At 58.0% G+C, this 17,547-nt stretch carries 17 protein-coding genes and 1 pseudogene; 13 read left to right on the top strand and 5 right to left on the bottom strand.

Annotated elements, in window-relative coordinates; genetic code table 11:
* Positions 1–50 precede the first annotated feature (50 nt).
* From AC0V6U_RS13740 to wecC, 5 genes are all read left to right on the top strand, one after another.
* Positions 51–758, top strand: coding sequence for a polysaccharide biosynthesis/export family protein (locus tag AC0V6U_RS13740; RefSeq protein ID WP_472643697.1), 708 nt, complete (start codon positions 51–53; stop codon positions 756–758).
* Between the two features lie 8 nt (positions 759–766).
* Positions 767–2,938 carry a GumC family protein gene (locus AC0V6U_RS13735; RefSeq protein WP_472643696.1) on the top strand — a complete coding sequence of 724 codons (2,172 nt, stop codon included), beginning with the start codon at positions 767–769 and terminating at the stop codon, positions 2,936–2,938.
* 39 nt (positions 2,939–2,977) lie between these two features.
* A complete protein-coding gene (locus AC0V6U_RS13730) occupies positions 2,978–4,051 on the top strand; it encodes a hypothetical protein (protein ID WP_486169497.1) in 1,074 nt (357 codons plus the stop codon).
* 316 nt (positions 4,052–4,367) lie between these two features.
* A complete protein-coding gene (gene wecB / locus AC0V6U_RS13725) occupies positions 4,368–5,504 on the top strand; it encodes a non-hydrolyzing UDP-N-acetylglucosamine 2-epimerase (RefSeq protein ID WP_472643694.1) in 1,137 nt (378 codons plus the stop codon).
* A 96-nt stretch (positions 5,505–5,600) separates the two neighbouring features.
* Positions 5,601–6,866, top strand: a complete 1,266-nt coding sequence (gene wecC / locus AC0V6U_RS13720; RefSeq protein WP_472645773.1) for a UDP-N-acetyl-D-mannosamine dehydrogenase — start codon at positions 5,601–5,603, stop codon at positions 6,864–6,866.
* 24 nt (positions 6,867–6,890) lie between these two features.
* On the opposite strand, the pseudogene fabI reads toward wecC, so the two are convergent.
* From fabI to AC0V6U_RS13705, 3 genes and pseudogenes are all read right to left on the bottom strand, one after another.
* A pseudogene (gene fabI, locus AC0V6U_RS13715) lies at positions 6,891–7,704 on the bottom strand (enoyl-ACP reductase FabI).
* Positions 7,705–7,741: 37 nt separating this feature from the next.
* A complete protein-coding gene (locus AC0V6U_RS13710; protein ID WP_472643693.1) occupies positions 7,742–8,782 on the bottom strand; it encodes a YihY/virulence factor BrkB family protein in 1,041 nt (346 codons plus the stop codon).
* Between the two features lie 20 nt (positions 8,783–8,802).
* Entirely contained in the window at positions 8,803–9,780 is a 978-nt protein-coding gene (locus tag AC0V6U_RS13705) for a DnaJ C-terminal domain-containing protein (protein WP_472643692.1), read from the bottom strand.
* A 251-nt stretch (positions 9,781–10,031) separates the two neighbouring features.
* Here AC0V6U_RS13705 and AC0V6U_RS13700 point away from each other — a divergent pair, with 251 nt between their 5' ends.
* The 3 genes from AC0V6U_RS13700 (at position 10,032) to AC0V6U_RS13690 (ending at position 12,012) form a co-directional block, all read left to right on the top strand.
* Positions 10,032–10,241 (top strand): hypothetical protein, encoded by a 210-nt coding sequence (locus AC0V6U_RS13700; RefSeq protein WP_472643691.1) that lies wholly within the window; start codon positions 10,032–10,034, stop codon positions 10,239–10,241.
* A 275-nt stretch (positions 10,242–10,516) separates the two neighbouring features.
* Positions 10,517–11,179, top strand: a complete 663-nt coding sequence (gene pdxH / locus AC0V6U_RS13695; protein WP_472643690.1) for a pyridoxamine 5'-phosphate oxidase — start codon at positions 10,517–10,519, stop codon at positions 11,177–11,179.
* Between the two features lie 11 nt (positions 11,180–11,190).
* On the top strand, positions 11,191–12,012 hold the full coding sequence (locus AC0V6U_RS13690) for a PhzF family phenazine biosynthesis protein (protein WP_472643689.1): 822 nt from the start codon (positions 11,191–11,193) through the stop codon (positions 12,010–12,012).
* Positions 12,013–12,093: 81 nt separating this feature from the next.
* Here the strand turns inward: AC0V6U_RS13690 and AC0V6U_RS13685 are convergent, their stop codons facing one another.
* Positions 12,094–13,191, bottom strand: coding sequence for a serine hydrolase domain-containing protein (locus AC0V6U_RS13685; protein ID WP_472643688.1), 1,098 nt, complete (start codon positions 13,189–13,191; stop codon positions 12,094–12,096).
* Between the two features lie 92 nt (positions 13,192–13,283).
* On the opposite strand from AC0V6U_RS13685, the gene AC0V6U_RS13680 reads away from it, so the two are divergent.
* On the top strand, positions 13,284–13,634 hold the full coding sequence (locus tag AC0V6U_RS13680) for a hypothetical protein (protein ID WP_472643687.1): 351 nt from the start codon (positions 13,284–13,286) through the stop codon (positions 13,632–13,634).
* 16 nt (positions 13,635–13,650) lie between these two features.
* On the opposite strand, the gene mnmA is transcribed toward AC0V6U_RS13680, so the two are convergent.
* A complete protein-coding gene (gene mnmA, locus AC0V6U_RS13675) occupies positions 13,651–14,817 on the bottom strand; it encodes a tRNA 2-thiouridine(34) synthase MnmA (protein WP_472643686.1) in 1,167 nt (388 codons plus the stop codon).
* Between the two features lie 194 nt (positions 14,818–15,011).
* Between mnmA and AC0V6U_RS13670 the strand changes: the two genes are divergently transcribed.
* The 4 genes from AC0V6U_RS13670 (at position 15,012) to AC0V6U_RS13655 (ending at position 17,546) form a co-directional block, all read left to right on the top strand.
* Positions 15,012–15,143, top strand: a complete 132-nt coding sequence (locus AC0V6U_RS13670; protein WP_472643685.1) for a hypothetical protein — start codon at positions 15,012–15,014, stop codon at positions 15,141–15,143.
* Between the two features lie 263 nt (positions 15,144–15,406).
* The gene (gene sciP, locus AC0V6U_RS13665; RefSeq protein ID WP_218316081.1) at positions 15,407–15,706 is read left to right on the top strand and encodes a CtrA inhibitor SciP; all 300 of its coding nucleotides are present in this window, start codon (positions 15,407–15,409) and stop codon (positions 15,704–15,706) included.
* A gap of 166 nt (positions 15,707–15,872) precedes the next feature.
* Positions 15,873–16,139 carry a GlsB/YeaQ/YmgE family stress response membrane protein gene (locus AC0V6U_RS13660; protein ID WP_472643684.1) on the top strand — a complete coding sequence of 89 codons (267 nt, stop codon included), beginning with the start codon at positions 15,873–15,875 and terminating at the stop codon, positions 16,137–16,139.
* Positions 16,140–16,355: 216 nt separating this feature from the next.
* Positions 16,356–17,546, top strand: coding sequence for an efflux RND transporter periplasmic adaptor subunit (locus AC0V6U_RS13655; protein WP_472643683.1), 1,191 nt, complete (start codon positions 16,356–16,358; stop codon positions 17,544–17,546).
* The last annotated feature ends 1 nt before the right edge of the window (position 17,547 follow it).

The raw sequence follows: 17,547 nt of genomic DNA, 5'->3' as shown, positions 1-17,547 counted from the left end.
TGGTGACGTCTGATGAACTGCGCTTCACATGAATATTTGGAAATTGACTAATGAATACAGGTAGTCGCCTTGCGGTTGCGCTCTGTCTCGCAATTCTTCTGTCCGGCTGTGCGGTAGATCGATCATACGGCACTGCGCCTGACATCGAAGTAACCGATCTGCAGACATTGCCTGAGCCTAGAGGCGATTTCATTTACAGGATTGGTCCACAGCAAGTCTTGGAAGTCGAGGTCATCGGAGCGGAGCTGTTAAGTGGCAAATTCCTGACTGATGAGCTGGGTCGGCTTCAGTTTCCTTTGGTTGGGATGGTCGATGTTGACGGCAAGTCTCCGAACGAGGTGGCACGATTACTCGCTGAATCATTGCGCGGTACATACGTCGTTGATCCTCAGGTCCGTGTGGTCCCTGATAATTTTCCGGTCCCAACGATTTCTGTTGGCGGCGAAGTAGAGCGGCCCGGCAGTTATCCTGCGGCAGGTGCCCAGACTTTGCTGCGCATTATCAATGCTGCGGGTGGACTGGATGACTTTGCCAAATTGGATGACATTTTGGTGTTGCGCGAAGTCAATGGCCAAAACTATGTCGGCCTCTATAATATGCAGGCGATCCAACGAGGAAACTACGAGGATCCCGTCCTATATCCCAATGACATCGTGATGGTGGGTGACTCTCCGGCTAGGCGGCGCTTCCAAACGATCCTTCAGTTGGTTCCAATTGCCACAGCAGCATCTGTCATAATTGACCGCACGACGAGATAGAAAAATCGATGGCTGATCAATCCAGTATGACCGAGGCTCAACCCTCATATCCTGCCGGTGCCGGTGGCACCGAAAACGATATTTTTCACCTCAATCTTGATCGTTACATTAACGAGGCCCGCTCGCTGCGCTATTGGCTTGGGGGCATCATAACCTTCATGATCCTAGCGGGTCTCATGGTGACCTTGCTTGCGACGGAATTGTTCCGCGCCAACGCTCGTCTGGAGATCAATCAGCTGGCCGCCAACGTCACCGACATCGCGATGTTGGAAACGGACAGCACGGTCAACGAACTCCAATATTTGAATACGCAATACGAGCTCTTGGAATCTCGTTTCATGACGTCGCGAGTGATCGAGGCAGGGAACCTGATGCGCAATCCCGACTTCCTGGCCGCAGTGGGCGTGGAAGATGAGACTGAGGTCACGCAGCAAGGCTTAGAAGACACCTTGCTTGATAATTTGACCATCGAACCAATCGCTCAATCGAGTCTCGTGGATATTGGTTTTTCAAGCGCGGACCCAGAGGTCTCGGCAACTATTGCCAATCTTTGGGCAGATGAGTTTATCGCGGCCAACTATGAGAAGCGTTTCGGGACCAACATCGAGGCTCGCAACTTTCTTGAGCAACAAATTGAAGAATTGCGCATTCGCCTGGCGGAATCCGAAACTGAACTAGTCGAATATGCCAACGCGAATGGGATTCTGGTTCTCGAGAGCGGGGCGTCAGAAGACGGTGGTTCCAGCACTGCTAGCCAATCCTTGATTGCCTCTGACCTATCCGCGATCAACTCGGCTCTGGCGAAAGCGGTAACTGATCGCATTGTGGCCGAGGCAAACTTGCGCGCTGGTGCTGTTGAGGGCGGTAGCTCGCAAGATGCCTTGGCAAACAGGCTCGCGGTTGCAGAGGGTGAACTCGCGTCCCTCAAAGCCAATTTTGGGGAAGGTTATCCGCTCCTTATCCAAAAGGATGCTGAGGTGGCTTCCTTGCGTAAAGCGGTTGATGACCTTCGCGGCTCGAAACTATCGGACCTGCAAGCGAATTTAAACGCCTCAGTGCTGCGCGAGCGAGAACTGCGAGGAGAGCTTCAGGCTGCAAAATCGAACTTTCTTGGTCAGCAAGGCCAAGGCATCCAATATGGTATTTTGAAGCGTGAGGCAGATACGAACCGGGAGCTCTATGAGGCGCTGCTCCAGCGTTACAAAGAGCTTGAGGCGGCTGGGGCAGGCCAGAATAACATCAAGCTGATTGATGAAGCATATGTGCCGGACGAGCCTTACTCTCCCTCGTTGTTGCTCAATCTTGCTGCAGCACTCGCGCTCGGGCTGGGGGCATGCGTTGCTATCGTATATCTCAGAACGGCACTCAGTCAGACCCTGAGGGATCCTCAGGACGTGAAACGCCGTCTTGGACTGACTTTGCTCGGCGCTATACCTGACGCAAGGACAGACGATATTGTGCCGGAAATCATCCATCGGGCATCTGAAACCAATGAAGCCTATGCTTCCATACGGACGAATTTGAGCTTCCTGACGTCGGATGGGGCTCCCGACACGATAATGGTAACCTCGTCTGTGCCGAGCGAAGGTAAGAGTGTCTCTGCAACGGCTCTCGCCACAAGCTTCTCTCAGCTTGGCAAGAGAACTCTGCTTATCGACGCCGATTTGAGGAACACGCGTCTGGTAGAAATGCTGGATATTGACGCGCCTCCGGAGCTCGGTTTGTCGTCACTTTTGACGAACAAGAACCTGCGTGTGGACGAGGTTGTTCACCCTCAAGAGCGGTTTGGCTTTGACTTTCTCCCTGTTGGGCAGACGCCGCCCAATCCGGTTGAATTGCTTGCTAGCGAGCGCTTGAAGGAAGTGATCGATGAGGCGAAAGGCCAATATGATCAAATCATCGTTGATAGTGCTCCGATGCTTGCGTTGGCTGACGCAATTGAACTCTCCAAGGCCGTCGAAGGCGTCATATACGTGATCGAAGCGGATCGCATTAAACTGCGAGGGATTGAGAATGCCCTCACTCGCTTGCGGACTGCTGATGCGACAATCCTTGGCGCGATTGTGACTAAGATTAACGAAGGGGACTCCGCGTACGGCTACGGATATGGCTATGGATACGGTTACGGTTATGGCTATGGGAGTAGCGCTCGCGACGACGATGGCGACGACAAAGCGTAATGGGACTTTTGGAGTAATATCATAAAGATCACCCACCCCATGCGTTTGGCCTTAGCCGTTTTCTTCGGCCTACTGCTTGCTTGCCTTCTAACGCTTCAGGCGATCAGTATGGTCGCTATCCGTAGCGCACCAGAAACGGCAGTATCCGTGATGCCAATGAACGGAAAGGCATACGAGCGCTTGGCATTCAATAGAATGACACGCGGGGTTGCTGACCCAGCAGACCCTGGGCTCGTCGAAGAAGCTGCAATTTCTGTTGCTCCTTTGGCGCTTAAGGCGGTCGCGGCAGAGCCGCTGACGCCAAAGGCTCATGCAATCTTGTTGATGGCAGCGCGTGACAATGCGACCCAAACTCGGATCATGGAGGCGGCTAATGCGCTGGATCGCCGGGACCCCGCATTGCAGGGGGTGGTTTTGCAATCACAGCTCAACGCTACCGACTACAACGGAGCTTTTGAAACCATCGATCGACTGCTGAGGGTCAATCCTGAGTTAACTAGCCAGTTCTTTCCAGTTCTCTTAGTCGCATTGCAAGATGGAGATGGAGCAGAACTGCTCGCGGATCTTTTTCGTGGCGAGCCTGGTTGGATGACACCTTTCTTAAGGTTCGCCGCTCTTGAAGAAACTGCCCTGCCAGACCTCCTTCAGCTGCGAAAACTAATCCAAATCGAAGATCCTACCTTTCATGGCCGATTGATCGAAAGTCTGTTTAAAGAGGGTGAGTTTCAAGAAGCCTACGATGTACATCAAGAGTTTTTCATTACCGACACCTCTTCCGACAATAACCTCGGTGATTGGCAAGCGGGGCATCCTCCATTCAGCTGGTCTTTGGCAGATCAGGCCGGTTTCAGGGCACAGATAAAGCGTAATGGTAGGGGTCTTGATATTTCCGCGGACTCCGGAAGAAACGGATTCTTGGCCCAGAAGGTCGTGCGTGTGGCAAACGAAGCGCCATTCCAAATAACCGTAGCGCACTCTCTTTCGCCTGCAGATCAAATTCCGAGCACGAAACTCCAATTGCGCTGTGGTAACGAAAAGGAGGCCTTCTTCGAAGCGCCTCTCAAAGCGGGAACAGCTGTCTTTCGTATTGCACAACGGCTAAGCAGACTGTGAATTCATGGAAGTCGGTTTGTACTTGAGGGTCTTTTCGGGAGAACGAGCCGTTGCGGGTGCCATCGAGTCTATCGAATTCTCAGAGACGTGACCGATGCGCTGGAGTTTCACTATGACAGCGCCCACCTAAAGCTCGGCGGGATGTTTAGGCGCATGGATCGTTTTGAGACTCGCAGCTCTTTCAGACGGATTTCTGCTCCAAGTCGCTGCAATACCGCGCTTTCAATTGGCTTGTCTGAAGTCGCTTAGCGCTCCAGAATAGAAGCGCAACACCGACCTCCACCTCCTCAGACACGGCAAAACAAAGAGCACTGATTTGGCCCAAGAAACTGCCCCTAAGGTTCTCGTCATTTTCGGCACGCGTCCCGAGGCCATTAAGCTGTTTCCGGTAGTGCAGGCTTTGTCAGCGACCGATGGTTTGGAGCCGATTGTATGCGTGACAGCGCAGCATCGCGCTATCCTCGATCAAGTGCTGGAGATCGGGCAGATTACGCCCGACTTTGATCTCGATATCATGCAACCTGACCAGACCCTTGATGCGCTAACATCGCGGCTCTTGCTGAAAATCGGCGCCGTGATGGATGAGGTCAAACCTGACCGCGTGCTTGTCCAGGGAGACACTGCCACCGCTATGGTGGGGGCGCTGGCCGCGTATTACCGGAAAATCCCCGTTGGCCATGTCGAGGCCGGTCTGCGCAGCTACAACATCTATCACCCTTGGCCCGAAGAAGTGAACCGCAAGATGATCGGTACCATCGCCGATTTGCATTTTGCGCCAACGCAGACCTCGGCTGAGGCATTAATGCGAGAGGCCGTCCCCGAGGAGCAGGTCCACATTACCGGCAACACTGTGATCGACGCCTTGCACTGGGTGACGCAGCGCATTGCTGATAATCCGGGCCTCGCCAGCGGTTTGGATGAGCTGAAGCAGCGATTTGCTGGCAAGCGTATCATTGGCGTGACAAGTCACCGGCGCGAGAACTTTGGCGGAGGTTTGGAAAATATCGCCGGGGCCATTGCTGACCTGGCTACGCGTGATGATACCGCGCTCATCTTTCCGGTCCATCCGAACCCCAATGTGCGCGCGGTGATGGATCAGGAGCTCAAGGGGCTGAGCAATGTCGCGATGATCGAACCGCTCGATTACCCCCACTTCGTGCATCTGCTTGAGCTGGCAGACATCATGCTGACCGATAGCGGCGGGGTCCAGGAAGAGGCCCCTGCGCTGGGCAAGCCGGTGCTGGTAATGCGGGAGACCACTGAACGTCCAGAAGGCGTTGCCGCGGGGACCGCAAAGCTGGTGGGAACTGATCGTAAGACCATTGTCGAGGCCGCCACGGCCTTGTTGGATGATCCGGGCGCTTATTCCGCGATGGCTCAGGCGCATAACCCCTTTGGTGACGGACACAGCAGCGCGCTGATCGCAAAACTGCTGGTTGATCAGCACGCGTAAGCCAACGGCGCGGCGCGCTCAGAGTATCGTTACCGCTAAATTTACCTGTTTGCTCCAATGACCTCAGACTGTTTTGGTTTTGAGGCAAACTCTTTCATGCGCGGCGATGATCAACCCACTGTCTGTGTTATTGGCCTAGGATATATCGGGCTGCCCACTGCGGCCGTGATCGCCCGCACGGGCATGCGCGTGCAAGGGGTCGATGTGTCCTCGGAAGTGGTCGACACGATCAACCGCGGCGAAATTCATATCGAAGAAGTCGATCTCGATGGACTGGTTCAAGGCGTGGTACAGCGCGGATTTCTGAAGGCATCGACCGAGGTCGCTAGTTCGGACGTATTCGTGATAGCGGTGCCAACGCCATTTGAGAAAGATGGATCGCACACGCCCGACATTTCTTATGTCCTTGCGGCTGCAGAAGAAGTGGCGAAGGTGCTCAAGAGCGGCGACACGATCATTCTTGAATCCACCTCACCAGTGAAGACAACTGAGAAAATCCGCGATTCGATCGCCGCGAAACGTCCTGATTTGGCGATGCCGGGCCTAAGCGACGGCACGCCGGACGTCGCGATTGCCTATTGTCCAGAACGTGTCTTGCCCGGGCGCATTCTGGAAGAATTGATCAACAATGATCGCTCAATCGGCGGAGTTACGCCGCGCTGTGCGCGCAAGGCGCTTGCCTTCTACAAACGCTTCGTGCGGGGGGCATGTGTCACGACCGATGCACGCTCCGCTGAAATGACGAAGCTTGTCGAAAACGCCTACCGCGATGTGAACATTGCCTTCGCCAATGAGCTGTCGATGATTTCTGACGCGATGCAATTGGATGTTTGGGAGGTTATCAAGCTCGCCAATCGCCATCCGCGCGTCAATATCCTGCAACCTGGGCCTGGTGTAGGCGGGCATTGCATTGCGGTTGATCCATGGTTCATCGTGAACGGCGCGCCCGATGAAAGCCCGCTCATCCGAACCGCGCGGCAGGTCAATGATGGCAAGATCCATCACGTGATCGCTCGGGCGCAGGCTCTGGTGAAATCCAATCCTGACGCAAAAATTGCCTGTCTAGGCTTGGCGTTCAAGGCCAATATCGATGATCTAAGAGAGAGTCCCGCTCGGCTGGTGACGTCGACTTTAGCGCGCGAGTACCGGGAGCGCATTCACATTGTCGAGCCCTACATTGCCGATCTGCCGCCTGAGCTTAAGGGCACAGGCGCGCGGCTTTGTGACATCGATACTGCGATTGAAGAATGCGATGTAATGATCGTGCTCGTCGACCACGACCTCTTCAAATCCGTGCCTCTGGCGGAACGCGCTAACAAACAGGTCTACGACACGCGCGGAATCTGGCCCGACCAGCCTTAGCGGGCATCGATTGTCGCCGGCCCCCTACGACACAGTAATATCAGGCGCGTCTTCTTGTTTCATGCCGACCACGTGATATCCGGCGTCCACATGTTGGACCTCGCCGGTTACGCCGCTGGACATATCGGAGAGGAAGTAGAGCGCTGATCCGCCGACCTCGTCGATGGTCACATTGCGGCGCATGGGCGAATTGTATTCATTCCATTTGAGGATGTAGCGGAAATCGCCGATCCCGCTTGCCGCCAATGTCTTGATCGGTCCTGCGCTAATCGCGTTCACTCGGATGCCGAGCTGGCCCCAGATCATTGGCGAGATATTGCACGCTGGTCTCGAGCGCCGCCTTGGCGACGCCCATTACATTGTAATGCGGGATGACTTTTTCCGCGCCATAATAGGTCAGCGTCAGGATGCTGCCGCCGCCTGAGCCGTCTTCCTGCAATGGCGGCATCATTTCCGCTGCGCGCTTGGTCACCGCGACCAGCGAATAGGCCGAGATGTTCATCGTCATCAGGAAATTATCGAGGCTGGTGTCGACATACTTGCCGCGCAGCTCCGATTTGTCGGAAAAACCAATCGCGTGGACCACAAAGTCCAGCGTGTCCCAGCGTGATTTGAGCGTATCAAATGCGCTGTCGAGCGACGCCATATCCGACACATCGCATTCAAACACAAAGTCGCTGCCGAGCTGATCTGCGAGTGGTTTCACCCGCTTGGCCAGCGCATCACCCTGATAGGAAAACGCCAGCTCAGCGCCTTGCTCGGCCAGCTGCTTGGCGATGCCCCAGGCGATCGACTTGTCATTCGCGAGGCCCATAATCAGCCCGCGTTTGCCCTGCATTAGACCCTGACCAGCCGTACCCATCGCATCCTCCTCGTCATTCATTACCTGCGTCTTGCGCGTCGCCGCCTTCGCTCGCTTGCCTGCTATCACTGTCAGGCTCTGCAAGCGCAGCGTTCAATTCCGCGCCGATCACCAGCCCTAGCCCCACCAGCCAGAAAAAGAAAAGCGCGATCATGATCCCTGCAAAACTGCCGTAGGTGAGATTGTAGGTAAAAAAGCTGCGCAGGATCGGTGGCAGCGCGCTTGAAACCCCGAGCCACCAAGCAGCCGTGAACAAAGCGCCGGGCCATTTGGGATAGGCCTTTGTCCGGTATGCCGCCGGGGTGAGCGTATAGAACAGCAGGTAAAGCGAGCCGAACAGGCCAAAGGCCGGGATGATGCGCGACAGACGCAAGGTGCCGACCGCTTCGGTCAATTGCGGGAAGCGCGCATCAATCAGCTGTTGCGCGGCGCCAATCGCAACCTGCGCAAACAGCGATCCCATCAGCAGCACGACCGCGCCCAGGATCAGCCCTGCGGAAAGCAAGCGGTATTTCCAAAACGCGTGGCTGGCGACCGTGCCATAGGCACGGCGCAGAATATCGCGAATGGTCTCAACCAGGCTGGAGACCGTCCACAAGGCGACGCCCGCGCCAAACCACAGCAGCCAGCCGCTGCGCGCGCCCATCGTATTGTTGGCCACCGGTGCGATAGTATCCGCGACGATCGGCGGCATTGCAGTGAGCACTGTCGCGATCAGCCCGGCGCTGTTCTCTTTGCCGCCAACCAGCTCAAACAAAGCCGCGCCCAGGATGAAGAATGGGAAGATCGCCAACATCGATAGATAGGCCAGATTGCCAGCGTGGATGAAGCCATCATTGTAGGTGCCAATCGCGGCCCGCTTCACCACTGTAAAAGCGCGCGAGCCCGGACCCAGCGTGCTCAGCATTTTGCCGCGCACAGAGAGCGGCGCTTCGCCAGTGCTCATTAGCCCCTGCGGGCTGGCCTGCGCGTTCAGCCGGGCGCGGCGCGCCTCTGGCGAGTGCGAGCGCACCTCGCGGAGATTGTCATTGGGGAGTCCGGTCGGCGCGCCCATGGGTTAGAAAGCCCTAATGATCACAGGCCAAATTTCTCGCGCGGTTTATCAGGATCGCTCCAATCGCTGAGCTTTTCCGACAAGGCTTCAAGATCTTCTGGCAATTGGATCTCCAGCGTCACCAATTGATCACCGCGTTTGCCGCCCTTTTTGGTCCAGCCTTTGCCGCCGAGACGCATCACAGTGCCGCCATTGGTGCCGGGTTTAATCGTGAGCATGACCGGGCCATCAACGGTCGGGCATTTAACCTTCGCGCCGCGGATCGCCTCGTCCAAGGTCAGCGGCAAATCCATGCGGATATGATCGCCGTCGCGGCGGAAGAACGGATGGCTGCCAACCTCGACAATTACCAGGCCGTCACCTTTGCCCCCCGGCCCATCATGGCCCTTGCCCCTCAGGCGCATTTGCGTGCCGTCCTCGACGCCAGCGGGCAGTTTCAGATCGATCGTCTTGCCATCGGCCAGAGTGATGCGTTGGTCGACGCCAGCTGCTGCATCAATGAAAGGAACCGCTAGGCGGTATTGAATGTCCGCGCCCTTTTTGGGCGGAGGTGAGGGGCGCGCGCCAAATCCGCCGCGTCTTTGCCCGCCGCCCATTCCGCCTCTCGCGCCGCCGCGCGGTTTACCGCCGCCAAACAGACCTTCGAACAAATCGCCAAGGTCCATATCGTCCGGGCTGAAGCCGCCAAGGTCATCCGCGCTGTAGCTGCGCTGACCGCCACCACCACCGAATCCGCCCCCTGGGCCTCCGCTGAACCCGCCAAACGGGTTGGTGGGATTGCCCTCCATATCAATTTCACCGCGATCAAACTGAGCGCGCTTGGCGCTGTCAGACAGCAGATCATAGGCTTTGGTGGCGTCGGAAAAGCGCTCTGAGGCTTTGGGATTGTCCTTGTTTTTGTCCGGGTGCAGCTCTTTGGCGAGCTTGCGATACGCGCTCTTGATCTCCTTTTCAGAAGCGGTGCGGGCAATGCCAAGGGTGCTATACGGGTCAGCCATAGCGTATTAGCTAAGTGTAACAGTCCATAGGTGCAAGCGTGGACATGCGCTTGTCCTGCGTGGCGGGTCGCCAAACCGATGATGCCCGCTGAAATCGGAGAAATAGCCCGCTTCAGCAATGAACCGTGTATTAGCTGCGATAAGTTGCTTAAAAAAATTCGTTGCTTCAATAATTCTTAACCACTATTCACGATGGGGTAACGTAAGCTGCGCGAATGCAGGCTCGATATTTTTAAATGAGGGATACTCAAATGATTAAGAAGAATGTTTTTGCAGCTTTGGCCGTTCTCGGCCTCGCAAGCGCGCCAGTCATGGCGCAGGTTGCTGCACCTGTTGAAGCTGAAAGCGAACTGGGCGGCGGCAGCGCTGGCATCATCGCTGCTGGCTTTATCGCTGGTATCTTGGCAATCGGCGTTTTCGCTTTTGCTGATGGCGATGACGACGCACCAGTTAGCCCATAATACGCTCTAGCGTTTTAAGCTGATTTGCGGCCCGGCCTCCATTGCGGAAGCCGGGCCGCTTTCGTTTGGGCGTTAGCAACGATCCCGCGCCGTGTGCTTTCCTACTTGCGAGCGGGGCGGTAATTCTCGTTGCATGATGGCTCAAACCTCCCACATGTCTGGCATGAGAAACGGCGCTGCGCTCCGGATTTGCGAAGCTGAGAAGTTTTGCCTCTGGACAGTGTTCCAAGTGTTCCAAGCGTCGCTGACGCGCGGTGAGGCGAGAGGGAGATGACATGAGTGATACGGGTCTGAACGCAGCGCAATTGGCGGATAGCGCGATCCCCTCTGGCGCGGATCCCTACGCTCTGTTCGATGAGTGGTTCGCGCTTGCCAAGGAGAACGAGCCCAACGACCCCAATGCGGTGGCGATTGCGACTGCGACCGCAGATGCTGCGCCATCGGTCCGGATGGTCTTACTCAAAGAGCATGGGCCGCAGGACGCGCCCGCTGAGATCGGCGGCGGGGGTTTCACCTTCTACACCAATGCCCAAAGCAGAAAGGGCGGCGAGATCCTGGCCAATGCTCAGGCGAGCATGCTGTTTCATTGGAAGAGCCTGCGCCGCCAAATTCGGATCGAAGGGCGCCTATACGAGGTGACGCCGGAGCGCGCCGATGCCTACTTCCACTCGCGCCCGTTCAAGAGCCAGGTTGGCTCGGCGGCAAGCGAGCAATCGCGCCCGCTCCCCAATCGGCAGGCCTATGTCGACCGCGTCGAGCAAGTGCGGGCGGAGCACGAGGCGGCTGGCAGAGTGCCGCGCCCGGCGCATTGGACCGGCTTTACGCTGGTGCCCAGCCGTATCGAGTTTTGGCTCGACCGCGACAACCGCCTTCACGACCGCCGCCTGTTTGAGCGCACGCCTGCGGGCGGCTGGTCCGATACACTCCTCTATCCATAAGGGAGCACGCAATGACGCAGACAATACCCTATTGGCATGTTGATGCCTTCGCCGCTGAAGCCTTCGGCGGGAATCAAGCAGCGGTTATGGTGCTTGATGAATGGCTGCCCGATGATGTGCTCGTCAAAATCGGCGGTGAGAACATGTTCGCTGAGACAGCCTTCGTGGTCCGCGATGAGACGGGTGCGGCCGATTGGGAGCTGCGCTGGTGCACGCCAACCTATGAGATCGCGCTATGCGGACACGCGACCTTGGCAGCTGGTCACGTGCTGCTGTCTCATCACGAATGGGGCAGCGAGAACGGCGGGCGCGATGCGGTCACCTTCCGCACGCGCAAATCAGGCATTCTTGAGGTGAAGCGGTTGGACGAGGGCTATGAAGTCGGTCTGCCAGCAACAGTAACCGCCCCGGGCGAAAGCGACGCGACCGCTCTGATGGGCGGCAATCCGATTGAGATATATCGACCCTCTGGCAAGGACATTCGCTATCACATCTTCCTCTATGAGACCGAGGCTGAGGTGCGTGCGTTGGCGCCGGATATCCGCGCCTTGGGTAAAATGGGAAATGACCAGTTCATCGCCACTGCGCCCGGCGAAAGGCATGACTGTGTTAGCCGCGTCTTTGTGCCTGGCGGCGGGGTGGACGAAGACAGCGTGACAGGTTCCGCGCACTCACTGCTGACCCCGTTCTGGGTCTCGCGTTTGGGGCGGAACAATCTGCGCGCCTTTCAAGCGAGTGAGCGGGGAGGCCAACTGACGTTGCGACTCGATGGAGAGCGTGTTTGGCTCGGCGGGCCATGCGTGACCGTGGTTGAGGGGGTCTTCTACGTTTGAGCTCCTGGCGCGTCCCCGCGTAGGCGGGGACCTCGTTCGGTATGAGGGAGTCTCCCGCTTTCGCGGGAGCTCGCGGCAGCTTCAGCGAACCGGATAAAGCGCCAGCACATCGGCGGCCTCTTCAAGCATTGGCGGGCGTTCCTCTGAAGTTGAATGGCCCAAGCGCACAAGGGTCACGCGCTGCTCTGGTGAGACGAGCACATATTGGCCCATATGTCCGATCAGCGAGAACAGGCTGGCCGGAGCGCGATCTGGGAACAGCGGATGGGGAAAGCCGCTGCTGGCATCGCCCATCGGCCGGTTGAGCCAGGTTTGCAGGCCGTAATGCGGGCTCGCGGGGCTAGGCGTGACCATCGCCTCGACATAGCGGCGCGGGACCAAGCGCTCGCCATTGGGCGCGCGGCCCTTGGCGCGCAGGAACTCGCCGAACTTGGCCCAATCGCGCGCGGTGGCATGCATCAAACTGCCGCCGATCATCGTGCCTGAGGCGTCAAACTCCAGCACCATGGAGTCCATGCCGAGCGGATCGAACAAGCGCTCGCTCAAATACTCGCTCACCGCTGTGCGCCGCCGATCGGGATCATCGCTCTCGGTCAGCGCGCGGGTCGCAATATCGGCGAGGATCACGGTGGTGTTGGAGGAATATTCGAAGGTCTCGCCCGGCTCCGCCTCAAGCGGTTGCTCCTTCGCCCAGCGCGCCATGTCATCGCGCCCGTCGAGGAACAGCATGCGCACCTCTGAGGATTCGTACGGCGGGTCGCCAGCCTCGGTATGGCGCAGTCCGCTGCGCATCTGCAGCAATTGCCGCAAGGTGATCTCTGCGCGGGGATCGCCGGGGCGCTGCCACATTGGAACCGGAGCAGCCTCATCGAGGCGCAGACGTCCATCGGCAACCAGCATGCCGACCATCACCGCTGTCACCGTCTTGGCCATGGACCAGCTGATATGCCGGGTATCCGCGTCATAGCCTTCGCTATAGCGCTCAGCGGCGAGCTCTCCGTCTGCCATCACCACGACAGCGCGCGTCTCACCGATCCCCTCAGCATTGAACAATTCATCGACCTCGCGGGCCAGCTCTTCACGCGGTGCGCCGGCCTTCTCAGTGACGGCGGCCAGCGCCTCTTCGCTGAGCGGTGCCGGGCCAGCGGGCGGGGCTTCGCCGCATGCGGAAAGCAGCATCAAAGGGGCTGACAGAAGCGCAAGAGCAGCGTTAGAGGAGATGTGACGCACAGACATTTGACACTCAATTCCCCAAGGATCACGGTTTAGCAATGGCAAATTCAACGCGGCCGCGCGCATCGCGATCATCGCGAGTGGGACTGTGGCTTTTCCTCCTCATCCTGATCGCTTTGGCGGTAACGGCATGGGTCTACCGCGAGCCGGTGCGCGGCTATGCGAATGCTGGTACGACCTATTCTGCGCGTGTCGCTTGCTCGTGCCGGTTTGTCGCCGGGCGCAGCTTGGAAGACTGCAAGAAAGACAAGCTTGCCGGGATGGAGCTGATCACCTTGGTCGATAACGTGAAGGCGAAAAGCGTAACTGCGCGCTTCCCATTGATCACCGATGCAACAGCGACCTACCGCGAGGGCTATGGCTGCGTGATGGAGAAGTGGGAGGGCTGAGCGCAGCCTCTACTGCCTAGGCCGCTGCGGTCGTCCCATCGATCCAGCCGCCGCCAACCACCCGCTCTCCGCAATAGATCACGGCTGCCTGTCCGGGCGCTACGCCAAATTCTGGCTCAGCAAAGCGGATCGAGCAGGTGGCGCCATCGCCCAGCTCACCGACCAGTTCAATCGGCACAGGCTTGGCTAGGCTGCGCACTTTCGCGGTCAGCGGAGCGTCTGGCAGCGGACCAATGCGGTTGGTCTCGATGACTTTCGCCTCGCTCACCGCGAGCATGACCTTCGGGCCGACGCGAACCTCGCGGTTGTTAGCGTCGAGGCCTACGACGTAGAGCGGCTCTGGCTGCCCGCCGATATCCAAGCCCTTGCGCTGACCGACGGTGAAATGGACGATGCCCTTGTGTGTGCCCAGTGTCTCGCCGGTTTGCGCGTGCACGATATCGCCCGGAACGCCGCCTTCTGGTCGCAAGGATTTCACGATCTTGGCGTAATTGCCGTCGGGCACAAAGCAGATGTCTTGGCTGTCAGGCTTCGCCGCATTGCGCAGCGCCGCCGCTTCAGCGAGCTCGCGAACCTGCGTCTTAGGCAGGCCGCCCAGCGGGAAGCGGATATAGTCCAGCTGTTCCTGCGTGGTCGCATAAAGGAAATAGGATTGATCGCGTGAGGGATCGACCGCGCGGTAAAGCTCTGGCCCGCTGCTCTCCATCACCCGCCGGACATAATGGCCGGTGGCCAGGCAGTCTGCGCCCAGCTCGCGCGCCATGCGGAACAGATCGGTGAACTTGGGCCCCATATTGCAGCGGATGCAGGGCACCGGTGTGCGGCCTGCGAGATATTCATCGGCGAATTGCTCAACGACATCTTCGCGAAACGCGCTCTCATGGTCGAACACATAATGCGCAATGCCCAGGCGGTCGCACACCGCACGGGCATCCTGAATGTCATCGCCTGCGCAACATGCGCCTTTGCGGCCTGTCGCAGCGCCGTAATCATAGAGCTGCAGCGTGATTCCGATCACTTCCGCGCCCGTATCCGCCGCCAAAGCCGCCACCACAGAGGAATCGACCCCGCCGCTCATCGCGACAACAATGCGCGATTCGCTCGCCGGTTTGGGCAAGTCGAACAGGGCGGCGCTATCGAGCCCAAAGGTTGGGCTGGCATCAAGAAGTGTATTGTCAGTCATTGCAGAGGGCGCCTTTACACCCGCTTTGCCGCCGGTTCCAGTGCTTTGCGAGACGCGCGTTAAGGCCCGTCTTTGAGTGGCCATATGCGGCGTGAGAACTTGCGAATACTTGAACGCGCGGCCGCCAATAGTCCTAAGAGCAGGTAAATGTGAGTTTTACCTCATGTTGACATGCTTGCCTTAGAGACGAGCGAATGTTCGAAAACGTTTCACCGATTCACAGCACTCAGATGCAGGCCGAACTGGCCGCAGCTGGCATCGCTGTGCCGACATCGCTGACCCAGATCGACGCCAGTGCCAATGGCATGGACGATGATCGGGCCTAGCAATGCTCTGCGCGCAATCGGATGGAGTGAACTGACCGCACGGATCAACGCAGCGCACGACCTTCGCGCCGTATTGCGTCGTGATGCGGTCCAAGGATCTGTTAGCGTCGCAAGCTTTGGAGATGCGGCAGCAAGTTATTTTGCTGCGGCTGGAGAAAGCGAACGGCCTGTTAACCCTATTGATTTAGAGGGTCGCAAAGCCTCAGCCACTATAAGGCTTCAACACGAAGAGAACGCGGTAAGAGGCGATCGAGAGACGATAAATGATTGAAAATCAGGACATCCGCCCCGCGCAGGTCATTGGCCCACTTGGTGAGCCACTGACGATTGACGACTTGCCGTCGCCCAAGACGAAACGTTGGGTTGTGCGCCGCAAGGCTGAAGTCGTGGCTGCGGTTAATGGCGGTCTCTTGACCATTGACGAAGTGCTTGAGCGCTATGGGCTGACCCTTGAGGAGTTCGCATCATGGCAGCGCGCGGTCGATCGCTCAGGCATGCAAGGCCTGCGTGTGACCCGCATTCAGCACTACCGTGATCTCTATGAGCGCCAGCTTAAGTACTGACGTTTTAGGTGAGTGAATCCGGGCCTTATTTCAGGGCCAGATTCGCACAATCTCGTAAAACCCCCTAGCATCCTGTGGTTCTAGCGCTCTAAAGGGCGCGGGACGCAGTGGATTCGCACCTCGACGCGGTCTGCTGCTGATAAAGAAAACCTCAGGAGGGATCATTATGGGTTGGATTATTGCTCTTATCGTCGGCGGCGTGGCCGGTTGGCTCGCTAGCTTGGTTATGAACCGCGATGCTTCAATGGGCATTTTTTGGAACATTGTCGTGGGCTGTATTGGCTCAATCGTCGGCAATGCGATCGTTGGCCCACTGCTCGGCATCAGCGGCAGCGTGCAAGAGTTCTCATTGATCGGTTTGGGCGTTGCTGTTGTCGGCGCCGTGGTGCTTCTCGGCATCGTTAACCTGATCAAACGTGGCAGCGTGCGCTAAAACCCTGCGATCAATACGCATTAGAGGGCGAGGCAGCGGTGGGCTGCCTCGCCCTTTTTCGTGCGCGCTTAGGAACTTATGCGCCATGCCGCTCGTCTATGCTCAAAGTCATCAGTCGAACCGCGCATTGCCCGATGGCTTACGGCGGCGTATGAGGGATTGCACAAGGTGACTTATGAGTATAACACACCTGTGCGATACACCTGAGGTTTAGCCATGAATTACGAAAGTTCCATCACTGCAGAGGCCGCCGATAGCGTGCCGACAGATTTGTCGGGCACCGCCGCGGATAAGCCGCGCGTCTCGCGCCCTGTGGTGCTGATCGGTATCGGCGTCATTGGCTTGCTGCTGGCGATTGCTGCCTATGTGGTGCTGACCTCAGACGACGGTGTCGCGGCGGGCGATGACAATGCTCAGGCGCCGGTCGTAACCGTGGTTGCGCCCGGCAAAACGACTGTCGAAGGCGTGATCACTGCGCCCGGCACTTTGGCCGCACGGCGCGAAATGCCGGTTGGCGTGGTTGGCGAAGGCGGACGGGTTGTCTCTGTGCCGGTGGATGCGGGCGATTGGGTGCGCCAGGGCCAAGTGCTGGCAGTGATCGACCGCTCGGTTCAGTCGCAGCAGGCTCAGGCGCAAGCGGCCCAGATCGGCGTTGCCAAGGCGGACGCGCAATTGGCGCAGGCTAATCTCGACCGCGCGCTACAATTGGTTGAGCGTGGATTCGTCTCCAAGGCCGACGTAGATCGCCTCACTGCGACGCGCGATTCTGCAAATGCACGGGTCCAAGTGGCTGAGGCGCAATTGCGCGAGCTGCGCGCACGCGCGGCTCGGCTTAATATAGTCGCTCCGGCGGCTGGTCTGCTGCTTGAGCGCAATGTTGAGCCGGGACAAACGGTCTCTGGCGGCACACCAAGCCTGTTCCGGATTGCGCGCGGCGGCGAGATGGAAATGCTGGCGCAGCTAAGCCAAGAACAAATTGCAGTCTTGGGTCAGGGCGTGGCGGCCACTGTGGTGCCGACCGGATCCAACAAGAGCTTTAGCGGCCAAGTGTGGCAGGTTTCCCCTGTTATTGATCCGCAAAACCGCCAAGGCATTGCGCGTGTGGCGCTTGCCTACGCTCCGGAATTGCGCCCAGGCGGCTTTGCCACGGCAGAAATCAAAAGCGGCACCGTTGTGGCGACGATCCTGCCAGAAAGCTCTGTCTTGGCCGATAGCGAAGGCAGCTACGTCTACATCGTCAGTGACGAGAAGAAGGCAGAGCGGCGCGCTATCAAGACCGGCATGGTCACGCCAGACGGTATCGTCGTGACCGAGGGCCTCGACGGCAGCGAGCAAATTGTGCTGCGCGCCGACGGCTTCCTGACCGAAGGCGAAGCGATCTCGCCAAAGATGCTCGAGGATAGCTAAT

The organism is Erythrobacter sp. W36 (assembly GCF_057364935.1).
This window is presented reverse-complemented; position numbering and strand designations above follow the sequence as displayed.